Here is a 20380-nt window from a genome sequence, read left to right as displayed (position 1 = left end):
GGAAGCCTCGTCAAAAAGGCACAGCAGGGCAGATCAAGGGTAAATCAAGGGTAAATCAAGGCAGGGCGCCGGTGCTTCCTCGCGGGGTAATCGTGCCCAGGCGTGCCTTGAGCGATTGCGGCCGCTTGTCGAACAAAGCGGCATAGTTCGTCGCATTCGACATCACATTGCGCACATAGGTTCGGGTTTCGGTGAAGGGAATCGACTCGACGAAGATGGCGCCTTCCATCGGCGCGTCGAGCACGCCGCGCCAGGTGCGCGAGCGCCCCGGGCCGGCGTTGTAGGCGGCGGTGGCCAGTACCTGCGAGCCGCCGTTATTTTCCAGCACCATGTTCATGTAATTGGTGCCCAGCGTAATGTTGGTGCGCGCGTCGTGCAGCATGTCGTGCACGAAATCGGTCAGGCCGATCTTCGCCGCCACCCACTTGCCGGTGGCCGGCATCACCTGCATCAGGCCGGCCGCACCCACGCCCGAGCGCGCATCGCTGACGAAGCGCGATTCCTGGCGGATCAATCCATACACCCAGGCGGTATCGAGCGACAGCCCTTTCGCCGTCGGTTGCAGGATGTCGTTGTGCGGCGCCGGGAAGCGCTGGTTGAAGTCGAGCTCGTTACGCGTGCGCAGCGAGGTTTCGACCATGCGGTCGAGCAATTCGTTGCGGCGCGCATACTCGGCGGCAGCCAGCAGCTGGCGTTCCGACAAATTGCGCAGCGCCCAGTTCCACTCGCGGTTGCCGTCGGCGCGCAGGCTCAGTTCGTAGAATTTCAGGGCCTGGCGCACCGCCGGCAGCGCCGCCACATAGGCCACTTCGCCCGGCGTCGGCGCTGCGGCCAGCGGCGGCGTGTTCACCAGTTCGCCCAGCTCTTCGGTGGCAAGCTGGCCATAGAAATTGTTCGGGGTGGCGATGCGGCGGAACAGGGCCTGGGCATCTTCCCTGCGTCCCTGTGCCTCGTGGGCGCGGCCACGCCAGTAGATCCAGCCGGACTCGGCGGCCAGCGTGGGCGGCATGGCGTCGATGGTGGCGGCCACCGTCGCCCAGTCGCCGCGGCGCAGCGCCATGCGGGTTTTCCATTCGAGCTGGAAATTGGTCAGCGGCGCGCCTTCGGCCCGCTTCCAGTAATCGTGGGCATCGTTCGACAGGGTGATCGAGGCGGCCAGGGCCACGTTCGCCCAGCCGATCGCGCGCTCTTCCGGCGTGAACTTGCTGCTGTTCTTTTCCAGCGCCACGGTTGCCAGCTTCAGGCTGGTGCGCGCCATGCGGCCCAGGGCCACCAGGTAGATCTCGTGTTCCACGCGATTCGCGCCGATGCCGCGCGCCATCGCCACCGCCGGCACGTCGACGGCCTGGGCGGCGCGGGTATCGGACGCTCCGAGCAGCGCGGCGATGCGGCGCGACGGCCCGGTGGCCGCCATTTCGCCGGCCAGGCGCAGTTGCGCCAGCAGATCGGCCTGGCTCAGCTGGTTGAGTTGCGACAGCTGGGTCATCAGGGCGGCGCAGCCTTCGCCATATGACGGCGGATTGACCAGCAGGGCGCGCGCTTCGGTTGCCACGCGTTCGCCGCGCAGGGCGCGCGCCAGCAAGGCATAGCAGCGTACCTGCAGGTCGTCGCTGCGTACCAGCAGGGCCATTTCGCGCTCGAAGGTGTTCCACTCGCGCTGGCGTCCGAGTTCGAGCAGCCAGTCGGTACGCAGGCGGTCGGCCACGGCGCTGCCTTCGTAACGGTTGAGCACGCTGCGGATCTCATCCTGCGTGGCCTCGCGCAGGCGTGGTTTGAGACGATAATACTCAACGTAGCCTGGCAGCACGTAGTTCGGCAGGCGCGAAGCCAGCGCATTCGTGCGGGCGGCATCGTTCTGGCGCGCGGCTTCGCGCAGCAGCAGGAAGGTGTCGTCGTCGGCGCGCGATGCCTCGCTGGCCGGGGCGGCTGCCAATGCGACGGCCGAGGTGGTGGCCAATGCGGTGGCAGGCGCGGCAGGAACGGTGGCGGCGCCCGGTGCGGGCGAGCTTGCCGCTGGCGGCGCATCGGCCATGGCGGCAACATGGGTGGCGGCGACGCTGGTTGCAGCAAAAACGGCGCCGGCGATCAATTTCCTTGGAAGCAAAAACACAGCTGTTCTACCCTCATTCGATAACATGACCGGCGAATCAAGAATACCATGCGCATCAATCGTGCCGCCAGAGAACGCCTCAAGCGGGACGGCTCTGGACAAGGCAAGCGCGGCCGCAGCGAAGGCGGCGTTGCGCAAACACCTCAAATCCCAACGTGCCGGCATTGACGGCGACGACAAGCGCGCCGCCGACCGCCGCATCGGCGAGCAAGTGCTGGCCTGGTGGCGCCGCACCCGTCCGCCGCTGCTGGCCGTGTACTGGCCGCTGGCCGGCGAACCGGATTTGAGCGAACCCTATCGCCTGCTCGCCCTGGAAGGCGCGGCCCTGGCCTTGCCGGTGGTGCTGGAGCGCCATGCGCCGCTGGCATTTTCGGCATGGACACCCGGCGAAGCGATGGGCAAGGACGTGACGGGCATCGCGGCGCCGGCCGACTTGCGCTTCGTCGCGCGCCCGCCGGCGTTGCTGGTGCCCTGTCTCGGCTTCGACGAACAGGGTTACCGGCTCGGTTATGGCGGCGGCTTCTACGACCGCACGCTGGCCGGGGGCGTGCGTCCGGCGACACTCGGCGTGGCCTACGCCTGCCAGGCGGCGCAGTTCGATATCGATGTGCACGACTTGCCGCTCGACCTGATCGTGACCGAGAAGACGAACCTGGAATAGTCAGAGGATAAAAAACCCGGCAACGCTTGGGCGCTGCCGGGTTTTCTTATGCTGAAGCTATGGGCGCTGCAGCTCATGTGCCGCTCAGTTGCCGCTTATTTGCCACTTAGTGCCGCTCAGTTGCCGCTTATTTGCCACTTAGTGCCGCTCAGTTGCCGCTCAGTTGCCAGTCAGGCGCTGCCAGATCGCGGTGGTCGCCGCCGCCTGGTTCATGCTGTAGAAGTGCAAGCCAGGCGCGCCGCCCGCCAGCAGGCGTTCGCACAAGCCGGTTGTCACATCCAGGCCAAAAGCCTTGATCGAGGCGCTGTCGTCGCCGAAGCTGGCCAGTTTCAGGCGCACCCAGCGCGGAATCTCGGCGCCGCACATGTCGGAAAACCGCATCAGTTGCGTATAGTTCGTGATCGGCATGATGCCGGCCACGATCGGCACCTCGATGCCCATCTTGCGCACGTTGTCGACGAACTGGAAATAGGCGTCGGCATTGTAGAAGTACTGGGTGATCGCGGCATTCGCGCCGGCCCCGATCTTGCGCGCGAAATTCTGCAGGTCATCCTGGGGCGAACGGGCCTGCGGGTGCATTTCCGGATACGCCGCCACCTCGATGTGGAACCAGTCGCCGGTTTCCTGGCGAATGAATTCCACCAGTTCATTGGCGTAACGCAGTTCGCCGGCGCCGCCATAGCCGCTAGGCAAATCGCCGCGCAGCGCCACCAGGCGGCGAATGCCCTGCTGCTGGAATTGCTGCAGGATGGCGCGGATCGAATCGCGCGTGGCGCCGATGCAGGACAGGTGGGGCGCGGCCATGTGGCCATCGGCCATGATGTCGAGCACGGTATCGAGCGTACCCTGCTGGGTGGTGCCGCCGGCGCCGAAGGTGACCGAAAAATAGGTCGGGTTCAGTTCGGCCAGCTTGCGGCGCGTGACGCGCAGTTTTTCCACACCCTCGGGAGTCTTGGGCGGAAAAAACTCGATGCTGAAATTATGAGTTTCCATCGTCTTTCAGGAGCAAGGTGGAAAGCGCCCACGAAATGATGCTGTACAAAATAGCCGCCAGGAAGGCCGACCAGAAACCCGCCACCTCGAAACCGCTTACCCAGTGCGACACCAGCCAGAACAGCAAGGCATTGATGACCAGGATAAACAACCCCATCGACAGCAACGTGACAGGCAAAGTCAACAATACCAGCACGGGCCGGATCAGCGTGTTGACCAGGCCCAGCACGAGTGCGGCGATCAGGGCGGTGCCGACATTACTGACGGCGACGGAGTGCATCAGGTAAGGCAAGGCCATCAACGCAGCGGCGTTGATCAGCCAGGTCAGGAGCAGGCGCATGTTCAACTTCTTTCGTGGTGCGTTTCTTGTTGTTGGGTAGAAGACACGAATCATGCCAGCGCAATGTGACGACGGCATGATCCGCCATGGACAGGCCATGCCCATCCATGCCCGGGCGCCCACGGCGCCCGTTTTACCGCGGCGAATTAATAGCGGTAGTGATCCGGCTTGTACGGACCGTCCTGGCTCACCGAGATGTAGGCGGCCTGCTCTTCGGTCAGCGTGGTCAGCTGCGCGTTCAGCTTCTTCAGCTGCAGGCGCGCGACTTTCTCGTCCAGGTGCTTCGGCAGCGTGTAGACGCCGACCGGGTACTTGTCGGTGTTGGCGAACAGCTCGATCTGGGCGATGGTCTGGTTCGCGAAAGACGAGCTCATCACGTAAGACGGGTGACCGGTACCGCAACCGAGGTTCACCAGGCGGCCTTCGGCCAGCAGGATGATGCGGCGGCCCGACGGGAAGATCACGTGATCGACCTGCGGCTTGATGTTTTCCCACTCATATTTCTTGAGTGCGGCGACTTCGATTTCGTTGTCGAAGTGACCGATGTTGCAGACGATCGCCTGGTCCTTCATGTTGAGCATGTGCTCTTCGGTGATGACGTGGTAGTTGCCGGTGCAGGTAACAAAAATGTCGCCGTGCTCTGCAGCGTAGTCCATGGTCACGACGCGGTAGCCTTCCATCGCCGCCTGCAGTGCGCAGATCGGATCGATTTCGGTGACCCAGACTTGCGCCGACAGGGCGCGCATGGCCTGGGCCGAGCCCTTGCCGACGTCACCGTAACCGGCGATGACGGCAACCTTGCCGGCGACCATCACGTCGGTGGCGCGCTTGATGCCGTCGACCAGCGATTCGCGGCAGCCGTACAGGTTGTCGAACTTCGACTTGGTGACGGAGTCGTTGACGTTGATCGCCGGGAAGGCCAGCTTGCCTTCCTGGTGCATCTGGTACAAGCGGTGCACGCCGGTGGTGGTTTCCTCGGTCACGCCCAGGATGCATGGCAGGCGCTTCGAGTACCAGGTCGGGTCTTTTGCCAGGCGGCCCTTGATGGCGTTGAACAGGCAGATTTCTTCTTCCGAGCCTGGGTTGGCCAGTACGGAGATGTCTTTTTCGGCGCGGGTGCCCAGGTGCAGCAGCAGGGTCGCGTCGCCGCCGTCGTCGAGGATCATGTTGGCGTGGTTGTCACCTGGCCACTCGAAGATGCGGTGGGTGTATTCCCAGTATTCGTCCAGGGTCTCGCCCTTGATGGCGAAGACAGGGGTACCGACCGACGCGATGGCGGCGGCGGCGTGGTCCTGGGTCGAGTAGATGTTGCACGACGCCCAGCGCACTTGCGCGCCGAGGGCCTCCAGCGTGCGGATCAGCACGGCGGTCTGGATGGTCATGTGCAGCGAACCGGCAATGCGTGCGCCCTTCAGGGGCTGGGTCGCGGCGTATTCCTCGCGGATCGCCATCAGGCCCGGCATTTCGGTTTCGGCGATGCGGATTTCCTTCTCGCCCCAGCTGGCCAGGGAGATGTCTGCAACGAGGAAGTCTTGGGTGTCTTTCAGTACGGCGCTCATCACGCCCTCCTTTCAATGTTTAGAAAAAAGTAACGTGAGCGCAGTGTTGATGTCCGAGCCTGGCGAAAAGGAATCTTTTCGTCGCAACGCTCCTCGGAACGGAGTAGTTTAGCACGGATGGCGCTTGGGGGAAGCTCGGCGGCGCCCAATTTGCTGCGGCTGCAACATGAACGTAGGGTGGGTTCTTGAACCCACCAATTTCGGTAGACGGAGGGTGGGTTCTCGAACCCACCAATTTCGGTAGACGTAGGGTGGGTTCTCGAACCCACCCCATGCTGGCCAGCGTCAGCGGCATGCCCACATATCAATGGTGGGTTCAAGAACCCACCCTACCAAAGCAGCCGCTTCGTCTTTTACGACAGGCCAGCCTCGGCGCGCAGCAGCGCCGCCTTGTCGGTGCGCTCCCAGGTGAATTCCGGCTCTTCGCGGCCGAAGTGGCCGTAGGCGGCGCTTTTCTGGTAGATCGGGCGCAGCAGGTCGAGCATTTGCACGATGCCTTTCGGGCGCAGGTCGAAGTGTTCCATGACCAGCTTGGCGATCTTCTCGTCGGAGATCACGCCGGTGCCTTCGGTGTACACGGTGATGTTGATCGGACGCGCCACGCCGATGGCGTAGCTGACCTGCACCTGGCACTGGCGCGCCAGGCCGGCGGCGACGATGTTCTTCGCCACGTAGCGGGCGGCGTAGGCAGCCGAACGGTCGACCTTCGACGGATCCTTGCCCGAGAACGCGCCGCCGCCGTGCGGGGCTGCGCCGCCGTAGGTGTCGACGATGATCTTGCGGCCGGTCAGGCCGCAGTCGCCCTGCGGGCCGCCGATGACGAAGCGGCCGGTCGGGTTGACCAGGTACTTGGTGCCTTGCAGCCACTCGCGCGGCAGGATCGGCTTGATGATTTCCTCGATCACCGCTTCCTCGATCTGCGAGTGGGTGACATCCGGATGGTGCTGGGTCGACAGGACCACGGTGTCGACGGCGACCGGGCGGCCGTCGACGTAGCGCAGGGTGACCTGCGACTTGGCGTCGGGACGCAGCCATGGCAGGCGGCCGTCCTTGCGCAGCTGCGACTGGCGCTCGACCAGGCGGTGGGCATAGTGGATGGCGGCCGGCATCAGCTCGGCGGTTTCGTCGCAGGCGTAGCCGAACATCAGGCCCTGGTCGCCGGCGCCCTGGTCGAGGTCGAGGCCAGCGCCTTCGTCGACGCCCTGGGCGATGTCCGGGGACTGCTTGTCGTAGCAGACCATGACCGCGCAGCCCTTGTAGTCGATGCCGAAGTCGGTGTTGTCGTAGCCGATGCGCTTGATGGTGTTGCGTGCCACGCCGATATAATCGACGTTGGCGTGGGTCGTGATTTCTCCTGCCAGCACGACGAGGCCGGTGTTGCACAGCGTTTCGGCGGCGACGCGGGCACGCGGGTCCTGCTCGAGGATGGCGTCGAGAATCGCGTCCGAAATCTGGTCGGCGACTTTGTCGGGATGGCCTTCCGAGACGGATTCGGAAGTGAAGAGGTAATCGTTGGACATGAAGGCTCCTGTTACTGTTCAAAAAACTGCCGCAGCAACATGCCTGCGACGCTTTAGCGACATTTATATTCCGCTTCGCAAGTTGTCTATTAACTCGGCGGATCCTGCGTAAAGTGGTATTTTACGCTCCTTTAAGAAATTTTTGGCGGAGGGGACCGTCTCGTCCTCAACCCCGATCAAACGCATGCTAGTTATTTTATTCAGAGTCTTGTCAATTTTCCCCTTGCGCATGCTGCATGCGCTGGGCGCCGCCCTTGGCTGGCTGGTCTACCTGCTCTCCCCTTCCTACCGCCGCCGCCTCGACGCCAACCTGGCCCAGGCCGGGTACAGCGCCTATAGACGCGCCGCCGTTGCCGAAGCCGGCAAGGCCATCGTCGAGCTGGCGTTCGTGTGGTGCGGCAAACCCGAACGCGTGGCACGCCATGCAACTGTTGAAAATTGGGACATGGTCCAGCGCGTGCTCGATGCCGGCCGCGGGATTGTGTTCCTCACGCCACACCTTGGCTGTTTTGAAATGACAGCCCAGCAAATTGCCCTGCACACGGCATTGACAGTCATGTATCGCCCGCCGCGCAAGGACGCCTTGCGGCCGCTGGTCGAAGGCGCCCGTGCGCGCCACAACCTGCACCTGGCGCCGGCGAACCTGTCCGGCGTACGCATCCTGGCCAAGACCCTGAAGAGCGGCCAGCCGATCGGCTTGCTGCCCGACCAGGTGCCGCAGGAAGGCGAAGGCACCTGGGCGCCATGGTTCGGCCGCAACGCCTACACGATGACGCTGCCCGCCAAGCTTGCCCAGCTGGGCAAGGCCGACATCCTGCTGGTATATGCCGAGCGCCTGCCAAAGGGGCGCGGCTACGTGGTGCGCTTCGTGCCCTTCGAAGGCGAGCTCGCCGGCAGCCCGGCCGAGCAGGCCGCCAGCATCAATCGCGCGATGGAACAATTGATTGCTCGTGCACCGGCCCAGTATTTCTGGAGCTACAACCGCTATAAACAACCGCAGGGCGTCGATGCGCCGCAAGCCGAGGCCGTCGCATGAGGGTCCTGATCGCTTTCCTGTGGCTGCTGCATTGGCTGCCGCTCCCCATCCTCGGCCGTTTCGGCGAAGCCATCGGCAGCCTGATGTTTCTGATCCTCGGCAAACGGCGCAAGATCGCGCTGACCAATTTGCGCCTGTGCCTGCCCGAACTGAGCGAAAAAGAGCGGCATGCGATTGCGCGCCAGCATTTCCGCGGTTATTCGCGCAGCATTTTCGAGCGTTCCATCCTGTGGTGGGCGCCGGAAGCGCGCGTGCGCAGTTTGATCCAGGTCGAGCCGGCCGTGCCCCAGGCCGAGATGGAAGCCGGCCCGACCATCCTGCTCTGTCCGCACTTCGTCTGCCTGGATGTGGCCGGTGTCGCGTCGCGCGTGATCCCCGTGTGCAGCATGTACGTGCCGCAAAAGAACGAAGCCTTCGACAAATTGCTGCGCCACGGCCGCGAACGCTACGGCCCGGTGCGCCTGGTCACGCGCAAGGAAGGCATCAAGCCGATCTTGCGCGCATTGCGCGACGGCCTGCCCTACTTCATGCTGCCGGACATGGACTTCGGCGAAAAAGATGCCGAATTCGTGCCCTTCTTCGGCGTGCCGGCGGCGACGCTGACCGCGCTCGGCCGTATTGCAGCGACCACCGGCGCCAAGGTGATCCCGGTGGTGGCGACTTTCCTGCCGAACTACCAGGGCTGGCGCGTACGCTTTTTTCCTGCCTGGGAAAATTATCCGGGCACCGACATGGTCGAAGCGACGCGGCGCATGAACGCCTTCATCGAGGAACGCGTGCGCGAAGCCCCGAGCGAATATTTCTGGACGCACAAGCGCTTCAAGACGCGCCCGCCAGGCGAACCTTCTTTGTACGACGAATAAATGAAACTCAAGTTCACCAAAATGCACGGCGCCGGCAACGATTTCGTCGTGATCGATGCCATCCACCAGGACATCGACTTCAGCAGCGCGCAGTGGCGCCAGCTGGGCGACCGCCGCTTCGGCGTCGGCGCCGACCAGATCCTGGTGGTCGAACGCCCGACGCAAGCGGGCTGCGATTTCCGCTACCGCATCTTTAATAGCGATGGCGGCGAAGTCGAGCAGTGCGGCAACGGTTCGCGCGCCTTTGTCCGCTTCGTCAGCGAAAAAGGGCTGACGGACAAGCGCAGCATCCGTGTGCAGACCATGGCCGGCATCATCGAGCCGCGCCTGGAAGACGACGGCAGCGTGACGGTCGACATGGGCGCGCCGGTGCTGGAACCGGCTGCCGTGCCTTTTGACAGCAGCGGCCTGGCCGGCCAGCCCGAGGGCCGCGATACCCTGTGGCCCCTGGACCTGCGGCTGGACAATGCCGGGCACACGGTGCTGGTATCGGCCGTATCGATGGGCAATCCGCATGCGGTGCAGGTGGTCGACGATGTGGACACCGCGCCGGTGGCCGAGCTTGGTCCGCAGATCGAGCGGCACCCGCGCTTTCCGAAGCGCGTGAATGCCGGCTTCATGCAAGTCGTCGAACGCGGGCATGTCAGGCTGCGCGTGTACGAGCGCGGCGCCGGTGAAACCCTGGCCTGCGGCACCGGCGCCTGCGCGGCGGTGGTGGCCGGCATCCGGCGCGGTTTGCTGGATTCCCCAGTGCGGGTGTCGGCGCGCGGCGGCGAATTGTCGATTGCCTGGGCCGGCGAAGGCCAGCCGGTTTACCTGAGCGGCCCTGCCGTGACGGTGTTCGAAGGCGAAATAGCCATCTGAGCGTTATCTGAGCGCCATCTAAGTCCATCTGAGCGCCATCCGAGGCATGCGCGCCTGAGTTGTCAGGCCGCCATGCCGTAGGACGCATTCGCGCGCCGCGTGCCTGGCCCGCTTGGCTTGAGCCCGGGTCCGGCTTCGGTGACGACGGTGCGCAGCCGGTACAGGCGCTGGCGGTAATTGCCTTCCGGCCCGCCAGGACCGCAATCGATGTTCTCGAACAAGGCCACGATGCGGTCCAGCGCCTGGCGCTCGTGCGCGGTGTCGATCATGACCAGGCGCCGCTTGCTGCGCCCATAGCTGGCGCGGATGTCGATCACCAGGCAGTGGCCCTGGTCGGCCGCATGCAGGTCGACCAGCAGCGCTTCGGCGCGGCTGAGGTTGAACAGCGCCGCCAGTTCCAGCCGCGCGGCCAGCAGCGGGTGGTTCGAGAGATCGATCGCGCAGCCCAGCAGGGCCCCGGTTTCGGTATGCACGGGATCGAACAGGCGCGGGGCGATCTTGTGCAGCGCGCCGGCAGCGTCGGGGCAGCCGCCGGCGGCGGCCTGCTGCAGCCAGTAGACGGCGCGCACATCGTTGTTTTCGTTTTCGCGGCGCGCGCGCCAGGCATTGTTGCCGCACTCGAGCTGGGCGACCCGGTAACCCATTTCGGCAGCCCGTTCCAGATAGCGCTGGGCGTCGGCCACATTGCGCTGGGAAAATTCAGGCTTGATATAGATACGCGACAGCGCGTACCAGGCCGCCGCCAGCCCCTGTTCGCCGGCCAGCAGCAGCCAGCGGATCGCCTTCTTGAAATTCGCCGCGCCGGCGCCGCCCGCGACCCGGGTGCCGTCGACCTGCATGCGTGCATACCACAGGCCCATGGCCAGCTGGGCATGGCGGTCGTTCTCGGCCGCGGCAAGTTCCCAGAAAGTGTGCAGCTCGGTCTCGTCCACACCCGCGCCCTCGCCCTGTTCGACCAGCCGTGCGACCCGGGACAGCAGGCCGACTTCGCCCGGCGTCAGGCGCTGGGCCTGTTCCCTGCCGCCCTTGGCCAGGGCACGCGCCAGCGGCAGCGCCCGCTCGAAGTAATCGCTCCAGCGTTCGCCTTTCCAGCTTTGCTCGAGCAAGGCGAACTGCGCTTCGGCCAGGCCGCTGTCGGCGGCCCGGCGCAGCCAGGGTTGGCAGTTGCCGGCCGATCCGCCTGCGGAGGCAGGCGCGTTGGCGGCCGGCGCATGCGGCGCGCGTGCCGGGCTGCGCAGGGCGCCGGCGCCGTTGGCACCGGCGACCGTCGCGACGGCTTCGGGCTGGCGCGCCAGCAGCCACTGGGCCTCGGCGAAACCGGCGCGGGCCGCGTCCTCCAGGGCGCGCAAGGCTTTTGCCCGGCGCGCCGGCACGGCGGCCACGCCTGGCTTTTCAAGCAACAGCTGGGCCAGCACCAGGCCGGCGCGGGTATTGCCGGCGTCGTAGGCCTGCTCGTACCAGGGCGCCAGCGGCGTCGGATGCTGGCGCGCCAGCTCGATCGGCACGTGATTGCCGATCAGTTCGCACGATTCGGCGCAACCCTGGCGCGCGGCGCGGTCGAGCCAGTGCAGCGCGGTTGGCAGGCTCTGCGGCAGGCCGGCGCTGCCGAACAGGTAGCGCTTGCCGAGCGCGAGCTGGGCATCGGCGCGGCCGGCACGGGCGCCGCGGATGATCGCCAGTTCTTCACGATTAGCCATCGTTCGGGTCTTTATGAATGGGATGGGGCAGCAGGAGCGCGATCAGGACCGGCAAGGCGGCGACCGGCGGCGCCTGCCGCGGCCAAAGTTGCCAATATACAAGAACCGGAAAAATCACGCCCACACTGCACGGGTTTGGGAAAAGTCTAAGCCAGCACCGGGCCCGTCATGACCCGAACCGCCCAATGATTGATATCGAACAAGGGCACCGAAACGAAGCGGAACTCAGCCACATTGCAGTGCGGCAAGCACTTCGATGGTGCGAAAAGGCGAGCTCAGCGTTTCGAAAATACAACAGCACGATTGGTTAAATTGGCTTTCCACCAAGTCCAGCACGCATAATTAACCAATCCGGCAATCTTGACGCATTAAGCAATTACTGTTCACTCGTCCGAGTATTCAGCAAACCAATAAAGTCTCAATGCTCTCTGGATCCCGATTCACTTATAAGAAGGATACGAATAAATGAAAAAGTCACTGATGGCAGTCGCTCTTGTTGGCGCTTTCGCCGGCGTTGCCCATGCACAAACCTCCGTCCAGATCTACGGTACCGTCGATGCTGGCGTCCAGAAAAGCAGCGGCAACACCCTGTCGATCGGCAAGCGCGCAGCCAACACCCTGGGTTTCAAGGGTACTGAAGACCTGGGCAACGGCCTGAAAGCCCTGTTCCAACTGGAAATCCGCTACGAGTCGGACACCGGCACCGTCGAAAACGGTTCGCGTCCGCTGTTCCAGGGCCAGAGCCGCGTCGGCCTGCAGGGCGACTTCGGTATGGTCCGCATCGGTCGTGGCCTGACCCCGTACCAGGAAACCATCGGCGCCTTCGAGCCATGGCACGCACTGCCGAACCAGGGCGGCTTCTACACCGACCTGGCAGTCGCAGGCTACAACTCGGCACCGCTGGAACCAGCCAACTCGTCGAACAACCGCTGGTCGAACGCCTTCTGGTACAACTCGCCAGTCGTCAGCGGCTTCCAGGTGAACGCCGCGATCGCCACCAAGGAAGGCGCAGGCGCCAACGGCCGTGCAGTCGGCACCCAGTACCCGGTCGGCGCCGAAGCATCGGCCAATCCGTTCTCGATCTCGACCACCTACAACAACGGTCCTGCAGCCCTGATGCTGGGCTACGAGCGTAACGCCGTCGAAACCAAGGTCTGGTCGGCTGCCGGTTCGTTCATGGCAACCCCGCAACTGAAACTGATGGCCCTGTACACCCACCAGGACCAGGGCAACGCCTTCACCGCGCTGCCAGTGCTGGCGAACGGTGTCCGCGTCGGTCCTGAGACCAACGCATGGGTCCTGGGCGCCAACTACACCATGGGTCCAGGCAAGATCCTGGTCGGTTACGGCCAGAAAGATCCAGACAACTACATCAAGACCAAGCAGATGTCGCTGGGCTACGAGTACAGCCTGTCGAAGCGTACCTACCTGTACATCGACGCGTCGCGCAAGACTGGCCCTCAGGCCCAGTTCGGCGTGGATCGTTCGGTCAACTACTACGACCTGGGCATCAACCACTCGTTCTAAGCTGACCTGGGCTCCGGCCCGACAGACTGGATAAGGAAGGCGGACATCGGCAACGGTGTCCGCCTTTTTTCATTCCACCGTGCCGGGAACGGCGTTGCGCAGGCGCCCTTTTTCTGCCCGCCGCCCTGTCCCGCTCGGGTAGAATTGCGCACACACTATTACTGCAAGACCTAAGATGACCGCCACCCTGGACTCCGCCGCCGTCGCCCAATACCTGGCCGACCATCCACGCTTTTTCGAAGAACATGCCGGCCTGCTGGGCGACGTCAGGCTGTCCAGCCCGCTGACCGGCAAGACGGTGTCCTTGCAGGAACGCCAGATGGAAGTGATGCGCGCGAAATACAACGCGCTCGAGCTGCGCATGGCGGAACTGGTGCGTACCGCCACCGACAACACCACGATCCTGAACAATTTCCACGCCTGGCATCTGGCCCTGCTGCGCTCGCAAGGCGGCGCGGCCATGGCACGCGACCTGGTCGACGGCCTGGTCGCTCACTTCGGCGTGCCGCAAGCCACCTTGCGCTTGTGGAATGTGGCAGCAGAACATGCCGACGCTCCATTCGCAGCCGGCGTGACCGAGGATGCGCGCCTGTTCGCGGCCAGCCTGCGCGTGCCCTATTGCGGCCCGAACAAGGATTTCGAGGCGGTGCGTTGGCTCGACGATCCGGCAGCGGTACGCTCGACCGTACTGCTGCCGCTGGTGGCCGACGGCAAGACCTTCGGCCTGCTGGTACTGGGTTCGCCGGATACCGAACGCTTCAGCCCAGTCATGGCCACCGATTTCCTGGTCCAGCTGGGCCAGAGCGCCAGCACCGCGCTGGCCCAGCTGCGCGCCTGAGCATGGAGGGCGGCGCAGACTGGGCGCAGCGCTACCTGGGTGAACTGCTCACCCAGCGCCAATTGTCCCCGCACACGATCGGCGCCTACCGGCGCGACCTGGCCGAGCTGGCGCAACTGGCCGGCCACACGGACTGGACCAGGCTGAACCACGCCGACATGCGCCGCTTTGCCGCGCGCCTGCATGGCGCCGGCCAGAATCCGCGTTCGATCGCCCGCAAGCTGTCCGGCTGGCGCGGCTTCTATGCGTGGCTGTCGCTGCACACCGCCCTGCCGGCCAACCCGGTCGACGGCGTGCGCGCCCCGCGCCGCGCCAAGTCGCTGCCGAAGGCGCTGGCCGTCGACGACGCCGTGCAGTTATTGGAAGCGAACCGCCACGGCCATCCCGAGCCCGAGGAATTGTGCAACCGCGCCATGTTCGAACTGCTGTATTCGAGCGGCCTGCGGGTGTCGGAACTGGCCGGGCTCGACCTGGCCTATACCGACCACGCGCATGGCGCCTCGCTCGGCTGGTTCGATGCCGCCGCCGGCGACGTCGTGGTCACCGGCAAGGGCGGCAAGATGCGCCGGGTGCCGGTCGGCGCCCCGGCGCGCGAGGCGCTGGCGGCCTGGCTGGCGGTGCGTCCGCCGGCCAGCGACGGCAGCGCCGCCCTGTTCCTGTCCAGCCGCGGCACCCGCGTCACGCCGCGCGTGGTCCAGCACCGCCTGAAACAGCATGCCCTGAAGGCCGGCACCCCGGTGCACGTGCACCCGCACGTGCTGCGCCACTCGTTTGCCTCGCACCTGCTGCAATCCTCGGGCGACCTGCGCGCCGTGCAGGAACTCCTGGGCCACGCCAGCATCACGTCTACCCAGGTCTACACGGCGCTCGACTTCCAGCACCTGGCCGCTGTCTATGACCGGGCGCATCCGCGGGCGAAGCTGAAGTAGGCTTTACCTGAGCTGACGCAAAGGCTGGCACGGTTGATGGTGGCAGATTGCAAATTACGGCATAATCTTTCGATTCTCCGCGCCTGATACCAGGCACAACGCAACGTAAAGACCATGTCACTGATTCCTGCCACCATCCTGACCGGCTTCCTCGGCGCCGGCAAGACCACCCTCCTCAACCGCATCCTGCGCGAGGAACACGGCCTGCGCATCGCCGTCATCGAAAACGAATTTGGCCAGGAAAACATCGACAACGAAATCCTGGTCCAGGACAGCGGCGAGCAGATCGTCGAGATGAACAACGGCTGCATCTGCTGCACCGTGCGCGGCGACCTGATCGTCGCATTGACGAACCTGGCGCAAAAGCGCGAAGCCGGCGAACTCGCTTTCGACCGCGTGGTCATCGAAACCACGGGCCTGGCCAATCCGGGACCGGTGGCCCAGACCTTCTTCGTCGACGAGGAAGTTGGTGCTTACTACCTGCTCGACGCCGTGGTGACCGTGGTCGACGCCCGCCATGCGATGGACCAGCTGGACCGCCACGAAGAAGCCCAGCGCCAGGTCGGCTTTGCCGACAAGATCCTGCTCTCGAAGCTGGACCTGGTGGATGCCGCCGCCATCGACGCCCTGAAGGCGCGCCTGGCGCGCATCAACCCGCGCGCGCCGATCTCGACCTCCGACTTCGGCAGCGCGCCGCTGAGCGAAGTGATGGACTTGCGCGGCTTCAACCTGAACGACAAGCTGGAGCTCGATCCCGATTTCCTGCGCGCCGACGATCATGATCATGACCACGACCACGCGCATTGCGGCCACGACCATGCACACGGCGAGGCCTGCAGCCACGACCACCACCATTCGCACCACAGCGACGACATCGCCGCTTTCGTGTTCAAGAGCGAACGCGCTTTCGATCCGGAACGCCTGGACCAGTTCCTCGGCAGCCTGGTGCAGGTTTTCGGCCCGAACATGCTGCGCTACAAGGGCGTTCTTTCCATGCAGGGCGCCGACCGCAAAGTCGTGTTCCAAGGCGTGCATCAAATCATGGGCAGTGACCTGGGCGCAAAGTGGGAAGAGAACGAAGCCCGAGGCAGTAAAATGGTGTTTATTGGTAAAAATTTACCAAAAGACGTATTTATCCGCGGATTGGAACAGTGTTTGGTATAAACTATCCCGGTTTCGCGGTACCCGTCGCGCCTTTTGCCACGGCATGACAGGCACCGCCAAGCAGGCGCCGCCGGCCAGTCCGGCGGCGAAGACGGCAGATTGCTGTGCCGTCATGGCAGCTGGAAGACGTACACGCCCCGTGACCCGGCGTTGTTGCTGAGCCAGCTGATAAAATGAAACCTCTGTCGTATCGAAGGCAACATGACTAAAACAACGAAATCGAATACCGCCGCGCAGTCCGAAGACCGACTCATTTCGGAAGAGGAAATTCGGGCGATGGGCGACGAGGACTACATGAACCCGGCCCAGCTCGCGTTCTTCAAGGACCGCCTGCAACAGCTCGAGAAAGAGCTGCTGAAAAACGCCGGTGAGACCACAGAGCACCTGCGCGAAACCGTCCTGGTCCCGGACCCGGCCGACCGCGCCACCATCGAGGAAGAGCACGCGCTGGAACTGCGCACCCGCGACCGCGAACGCAAGCTGCTGAAAAAGGTCCAGCAATCGCTGGCCGCCATCGAAGCCGGCGAATACGGCTGGTGCGAGGAAACCGGCGAGCCGATCGGCATTCCGCGCCTGATCGCCCGTCCGACCGCCACCCTGTCGCTCGAAGCCCAACAGCGCCGTGAACTGAAGCAAAAACTGTACGGCGACTGATCCGATCACGCCCCCACCGAAAAAGCATGCGCGCAACCGCATGCTTTTTTCTTTTTTACACGTCCGGCAGCACCAGGCGTGCCGTCAAAATCTTTCCCATGGGATACACTAGCGCTCGCCTGCACAGGGTTTGCGCCTGCGCACGTGTGCGCAGGACGTCGCGTGGGCGTCCGTGCTACCGTCATGGATGAGCGCTTGCAAAGCGCACTGTCATGCGACGCAGGCGTAAGGTAACAGCGGGCAAACGATAGACGGAAACGACGTGGGCTTATTCTCCTTCCTGAAGAAAAAGAATGACGGGGTAGCCGAGGCGCCGGCCACGCGCCTGCGCGCGGGCGAACCCTCGCGCCTGTCGACCGATGCCGAACGCGAGCGCCAGCGCGACATCGCGCGCGCCACCGCCGCCAAGATCGACGCCATCGAACTGGCCATGACCACCGACCTGTTCGACGACCTCGACGCCGGCTGGGGCAGCGGCCACCGCCCGCCGGCCGCTGCCGCCACTCCGCTGGCCACCAGCGCCGACACCGAACTCGGCCCCCTGGCCGAACAGCCGGACACCGCCGTCACCCCGGCCAACGCGCCCGTGGTCGAGGAAAGCGCCATCCTGTATGCCAATGGCCAGGCGGATTTGGCCGAGGGCATGCTGCGCGACTGCCTGGGCGAGCTCGGCCGCACCGAACGCCTGCCCTGGTGGATGCTCTTCGACCTGTACCAGGCCCAGGGCCGCGAGCAGGACTTCGACAGCATCGCCATCGACTACGCCAGCCATTTCGAAACTTCCCCGCCCGCCTACACCGACCGTCTGCCGCGCGCCGCGCCGCAACCGGCTTTCGCGGGCGTGGCCCCGGCCTTGCGCCTGCCGGCCGCGCTCGACGCCAGCCTGGGCGCGCACCTGGCGGCGCTGCGCAAGCCGGCGCCGCCGGGCACGCCGGTGCGGCTCGACTTCGGCGCCGTGCGCAGCGCCAATCCCGAAGGCTGCGGCGCCCTGCTGGCCAGCCTGCAAGCCCTGCGCCGCGAAGAGCGCGCCGTGGTCCTGGCCGGCGCGGACGCCTTGCTGGCGGTGCTGCGCCCGATGCTGGCCATCGGCGAACGCGGCAGTGGCGAAGCGCCCTGGCTGCTCCTGCTCGAACTGCTGCAACTGCTGGACCGCGAAAAGGATTTCGAGGAAACCGCGATGGATTATTGCGTGACCTTCGAGGTGTCGCCGCCGTCGTTCGAAACGCCGCTGCTTGCCCCGGCCGGCGCGGCCAGCGCGGCAGCGGCGAATACCGCGGGGCTGGAAGCCGAACAGCGTTTTCTCTTGCCGCCGGCGGTGGACGGCGATATCGGCGCCTTGCTGGCGGCGATCGATGCCTATGCCGCCTCGGACGGGGACGTTTCCGGCGCTACGGACGGCGGCGTGCCCGTCCTCGCGACGCCGGTCGTGCTCGACTGCTCGCGCCTGGCGCGCATCGGTTTCACCGCGGCCGGCGCCCTGCACGTCAGGCTGCGGAGCCTGGCCGGCGCGGGGCATCCGGTCGAGCTGCGCGAGCTGAACCACATGGTGGCGGCCCTGCTGCGCCTCCTGAACTACGGCGACTGTGCGCGCCTGTATGCGCACAGATATTGAACTGTACTGAGCGATCGTGCGGAATGGCAGTCTGCGAATACTGCTGAGCTTTAGCGTCATCCTGTCTTGCAATTTTGTGCAATAGCCCCACTTGCGGAGGGCTAGTCAACCACGAGGCAGATATGGAACAATTTCACGGCACCACGATTGTGAGTGTACGTCGCGGCGCGCAAGTCGCATTGGGCGGCGACGGCCAGGTCACCCTGGGGAACGTCGTCATGAAGGGCTCGGCGCGCAAGGTGCGCAAACTGTACCAGGGCAGGGTCCTGTGCGGTTTCGCCGGCGCCACCGCCGACGCCTTTACCCTGCTCGACCGCTTCGAAGCCAAGCTCGAGAAACACCAGGGCAATCTGTTGCGCTCCTCGGTCGAGCTGGCCAAGGACTGGCGCACCGATCGCATGCTGAGCAAGCTTGAAGCGATGCTGTTGGTGGCCGACAAGGAAGTGACCCTGATTATCACCGGGAATGGCGACGTGCTCGAGCCGGAAGACGGCATCGGTGCGATCGGTTCGGGCGGCATCTACGCCCAGTCCGCAGCCAAGGCGCTGCAGGAAAACACCGAGCTGCCGCCTGCCGAGGTCGTCAAGAAAGCACTGACGATTGCCGGCGAGCTGTGCATCTACACCAATTTGTCCCACATCATCGAAACGCTGGACTGACCGGCATGCATATCATGAACATGACTCCCCTCGAAATCGTGTCGGAACTGGACAAGCACGTCGTCGGCCAGGGCAAGGCCAAGCGTGCCGTCGCCATCGCCCTGCGCAACCGCTGGCGCCGCCAGCAGGTGGCCGAGCCGCTGCGCCACGAGATCACCCCGAAAAACATCCTGATGATCGGCCCGACCGGCGTCGGCAAGACCGAAATCGCGCGCCGCCTGGCGAAACTCGCCGACGCGCCTTTCATCAAGATCGAAGCCACCAAGTTCACCGAGGTCGGCTACGTCGGCCGCGACGTCGACACCATCATCCGCGATCTGATCGACATCGGCGTGAAGCAGACCCGCGCCTCGGAAATGAAAAAGGTGCGCCAGCGCGCCGAAGATGCCGCCGAAGACCGCATCATCGACATCCTGGTGCCGCCGGCGCGCGACTTCGGCTTCAATGTCAGCGCCTCCGCCGAGGCGAAGGAAGGCGACAGCACGCGCCAGACCTTCCGCAAGCGCCTGCGCGAAGGTTCGCTCGACGACCGCGAAGTCGAAATCGAAGTGCTTGATGCCGCGCCGCAGATGGAAATCATGGCGCCGCCGGGCATGGAAGAAATGACGGAACAGATCAAGTCGATGTTTGCCGGCGTCGGCAACACGCGCAAGAAGCCGCGCAAGATGAAGATCAAGGAAGCGATGAAGGTGCTGGCCGAGGAAGAAGCGGCGCGCCTGATCAACGAAGACGAGATGAAGCAGAAGGCGATCCACAATGTCGAGAACAACGGCATCGTCTTCCTCGACGAGATCGACAAGATCGCGACCCGTTCGGAACACGGCGGCGCCGACGTCTCGCGCGCCGGCGTCCAGCGCGATTTGCTGCCGCTGGTCGAGGGCACGACCGTGAACACCAAGTACGGCATGATCCGTACCGACCACATCCTGTTCATTGCCTCGGGCGCGTTCCACCTGTCGAAGCCGTCGGACCTGATTCCGGAGCTGCAGGGGCGTTTCCCGATCCGTGTCGAGCTGGAATCGCTGTCGATCGACGACTTCAAGCGCATTCTCACCAGCACCGATGCCTGCCTGACCACCCAGTACGAAGCCTTGCTGGGTACCGAGGGCATCAAGGTCGACTTCCTCGATGACGGCATCCACCGCCTGGCCGAGATCGCTTTCTCGGTCAACGAACGCACCGAGAATATCGGCGCGCGCCGCCTGTACACGGTGATGGAAAAGCTGCTCGAGGAAGTCTCCTTCGATGCCAGCGACAGGCAGGACAAGCTGGTGACGATCGACGCGGCCTACGTGAACACCCGCCTGGACGTGCTGTCGGCCAACGAAGACCTGTCGCGCTACGTGCTGTAAGG

18 protein-coding genes and 1 riboswitch are annotated in these 20380 nt (G+C 64.6%); of the genes, 12 read left to right on the top strand and 6 right to left on the bottom strand.

The genetic code is table 11. The features are described from left to right. Positions 1–55: 55 nt before the first annotated feature. Positions 56–2104 (bottom strand): transglycosylase SLT domain-containing protein, encoded by a 2049-nt coding sequence (locus tag QPK31_RS02580; RefSeq protein ID WP_308633644.1) that lies wholly within the window; start codon positions 2102–2104, stop codon positions 56–58. 136 nt (positions 2105–2240) lie between these two features. Here QPK31_RS02580 and QPK31_RS02575 point away from each other — a divergent pair, with 136 nt between their 5' ends. Further along, entirely contained in the window at positions 2241–2771 is a 531-nt protein-coding gene (locus QPK31_RS02575; protein ID WP_290421368.1) for a 5-formyltetrahydrofolate cyclo-ligase, read from the top strand. 159 nt (positions 2772–2930) lie between these two features. Here the strand turns inward: QPK31_RS02575 and metF are convergent, their stop codons facing one another. The 4 genes from metF to metK form a co-directional block, all read right to left on the bottom strand. Next, a complete protein-coding gene (metF, locus tag QPK31_RS02570) occupies positions 2931–3764 on the bottom strand; it encodes a methylenetetrahydrofolate reductase [NAD(P)H] (RefSeq protein ID WP_290421367.1) in 834 nt (277 codons plus the stop codon). Then, complete coding sequence (locus tag QPK31_RS02565; RefSeq protein ID WP_290421366.1) at positions 3751–4104, bottom strand: phage holin family protein; 354 nt, start codon at positions 4102–4104, stop codon at positions 3751–3753. Before QPK31_RS02565 ends, metF begins: the two co-directional genes overlap by 14 nt. 146 nt (positions 4105–4250) lie before the next feature. Then, positions 4251–5663, bottom strand: coding sequence for an adenosylhomocysteinase (gene ahcY, locus QPK31_RS02560; RefSeq protein WP_290421365.1), 1413 nt, complete (start codon positions 5661–5663; stop codon positions 4251–4253). Positions 5664–5692: 29 nt separating this feature from the next. After that, positions 5693–5764: riboswitch (S-adenosyl-L-homocysteine riboswitch) on the bottom strand. Between the two features lie 252 nt (positions 5765–6016). Continuing rightward, on the bottom strand, positions 6017–7183 hold the full coding sequence (gene metK, locus QPK31_RS02555) for a methionine adenosyltransferase (protein ID WP_290421364.1): 1167 nt from the start codon (positions 7181–7183) through the stop codon (positions 6017–6019). A 184-nt stretch (positions 7184–7367) separates the two neighbouring features. On the opposite strand from metK, the gene QPK31_RS02550 reads away from it, so the two are divergent. From QPK31_RS02550 to dapF, 3 genes are read left to right on the top strand one after another with little or no spacing between them, the layout of a single operon-like run. After that, positions 7368–8219: a lysophospholipid acyltransferase family protein gene (locus QPK31_RS02550; protein WP_290421363.1), complete on the top strand. Its 852-nt coding sequence runs from the start codon at positions 7368–7370 to the stop codon at positions 8217–8219. Further along, positions 8216–9082: a lipid A biosynthesis acyltransferase gene (locus tag QPK31_RS02545; protein ID WP_290421362.1), complete on the top strand. Its 867-nt coding sequence runs from the start codon at positions 8216–8218 to the stop codon at positions 9080–9082. The genes QPK31_RS02550 and QPK31_RS02545 overlap by 4 nt, the downstream gene beginning before the upstream one ends. Beyond that, a complete protein-coding gene (gene dapF / locus QPK31_RS02540) occupies positions 9083–9946 on the top strand; it encodes a diaminopimelate epimerase (protein ID WP_290421361.1) in 864 nt (287 codons plus the stop codon). It begins immediately after the preceding gene. A 62-nt stretch (positions 9947–10008) separates the two neighbouring features. On the opposite strand, the gene QPK31_RS02535 is transcribed toward dapF, so the two are convergent. Then, positions 10009–11643: a tetratricopeptide repeat protein gene (locus tag QPK31_RS02535; protein ID WP_290421360.1), complete on the bottom strand. Its 1635-nt coding sequence runs from the start codon at positions 11641–11643 to the stop codon at positions 10009–10011. Between the two features lie 465 nt (positions 11644–12108). On the opposite strand from QPK31_RS02535, the gene QPK31_RS02530 reads away from it, so the two are divergent. The 8 genes from QPK31_RS02530 to hslU all read left to right on the top strand — a co-directional run bounded on the left by QPK31_RS02530 (position 12109) and on the right by hslU (position 20378). Further along, the gene (locus QPK31_RS02530) at positions 12109–13170 is read left to right on the top strand and encodes a porin (RefSeq protein WP_290421359.1); all 1062 of its coding nucleotides are present in this window, start codon (positions 12109–12111) and stop codon (positions 13168–13170) included. Between the two features lie 175 nt (positions 13171–13345). Further along, positions 13346–14008 carry a DUF484 family protein gene (locus QPK31_RS02525; RefSeq protein ID WP_290421358.1) on the top strand — a complete coding sequence of 221 codons (663 nt, stop codon included), beginning with the start codon at positions 13346–13348 and terminating at the stop codon, positions 14006–14008. A gap of 2 nt (positions 14009–14010) precedes the next feature. After that, entirely contained in the window at positions 14011–14937 is a 927-nt protein-coding gene (locus QPK31_RS02520) for a tyrosine recombinase XerC (RefSeq protein ID WP_290421357.1), read from the top strand. A gap of 114 nt (positions 14938–15051) precedes the next feature. Continuing rightward, positions 15052–16101 (top strand): GTP-binding protein, encoded by a 1050-nt coding sequence (locus QPK31_RS02515; RefSeq protein WP_290421356.1) that lies wholly within the window; start codon positions 15052–15054, stop codon positions 16099–16101. Positions 16102–16302: 201 nt separating this feature from the next. Then, positions 16303–16755: an RNA polymerase-binding protein DksA gene (gene dksA / locus QPK31_RS02510; protein ID WP_229436024.1), complete on the top strand. Its 453-nt coding sequence runs from the start codon at positions 16303–16305 to the stop codon at positions 16753–16755. A 262-nt stretch (positions 16756–17017) separates the two neighbouring features. Continuing rightward, positions 17018–18367, top strand: a complete 1350-nt coding sequence (locus QPK31_RS02505) for an STAS domain-containing protein (protein ID WP_290421355.1) — start codon at positions 17018–17020, stop codon at positions 18365–18367. A 122-nt stretch (positions 18368–18489) separates the two neighbouring features. After that, positions 18490–19026, top strand: a complete 537-nt coding sequence (gene hslV, locus QPK31_RS02500; protein ID WP_290421354.1) for an ATP-dependent protease subunit HslV — start codon at positions 18490–18492, stop codon at positions 19024–19026. A gap of 14 nt (positions 19027–19040) precedes the next feature. Beyond that, a complete protein-coding gene (gene hslU / locus QPK31_RS02495) occupies positions 19041–20378 on the top strand; it encodes an ATP-dependent protease ATPase subunit HslU (RefSeq protein WP_290421353.1) in 1338 nt (445 codons plus the stop codon). Positions 20379–20380: the final 2 nt, after the last annotated feature.

The sequence above is a fragment of the Massilia sp. YIM B02769 genome (assembly GCF_030411995.1).
In the GTDB taxonomy this organism is placed as follows: Bacteria; Pseudomonadota; Gammaproteobacteria; order Burkholderiales; family Burkholderiaceae_D; genus Telluria.
This window is presented reverse-complemented; position numbering and strand designations above follow the sequence as displayed.

Coding starts and splice junctions, on each gene's coding strand:
- QPK31_RS02545 (WP_290421362.1), top strand. CDS start 8,216: ATGAGGGTCCTGATCGCTTTCCTGTGGCTGCTGCATTGGCTGCCGCTC.
- QPK31_RS02530 (WP_290421359.1), top strand. CDS start 12,109: ATGAAAAAGTCACTGATGGCAGTCGCTCTTGTTGGCGCTTTCGCCGGC.
- hslU (WP_290421353.1), top strand. CDS start 19,041: ATGAACATGACTCCCCTCGAAATCGTGTCGGAACTGGACAAGCACGTC.
- ahcY (WP_290421365.1), bottom strand. CDS start 5,663: ATGAGCGCCGTACTGAAAGACACCCAAGACTTCCTCGTTGCAGACATC.
- metF (WP_290421367.1), bottom strand. CDS start 3,764: ATGGAAACTCATAATTTCAGCATCGAGTTTTTTCCGCCCAAGACTCCC.
- hslV (WP_290421354.1), top strand. CDS start 18,490: ATGGAACAATTTCACGGCACCACGATTGTGAGTGTACGTCGCGGCGCG.
- QPK31_RS02565 (WP_290421366.1), bottom strand. CDS start 4,104: ATGCGCCTGCTCCTGACCTGGCTGATCAACGCCGCTGCGTTGATGGCC.
- dksA (WP_229436024.1), top strand. CDS start 16,303: ATGACTAAAACAACGAAATCGAATACCGCCGCGCAGTCCGAAGACCGA.
- QPK31_RS02535 (WP_290421360.1), bottom strand. CDS start 11,643: ATGGCTAATCGTGAAGAACTGGCGATCATCCGCGGCGCCCGTGCCGGC.
- QPK31_RS02515 (WP_290421356.1), top strand. CDS start 15,052: ATGTCACTGATTCCTGCCACCATCCTGACCGGCTTCCTCGGCGCCGGC.
- QPK31_RS02520 (WP_290421357.1), top strand. CDS start 14,011: ATGGAGGGCGGCGCAGACTGGGCGCAGCGCTACCTGGGTGAACTGCTC.
- dapF (WP_290421361.1), top strand. CDS start 9,083: ATGAAACTCAAGTTCACCAAAATGCACGGCGCCGGCAACGATTTCGTC.
- QPK31_RS02525 (WP_290421358.1), top strand. CDS start 13,346: ATGACCGCCACCCTGGACTCCGCCGCCGTCGCCCAATACCTGGCCGAC.
- metK (WP_290421364.1), bottom strand. CDS start 7,183: ATGTCCAACGATTACCTCTTCACTTCCGAATCCGTCTCGGAAGGCCAT.
- QPK31_RS02550 (WP_290421363.1), top strand. CDS start 7,368: ATGCTAGTTATTTTATTCAGAGTCTTGTCAATTTTCCCCTTGCGCATG.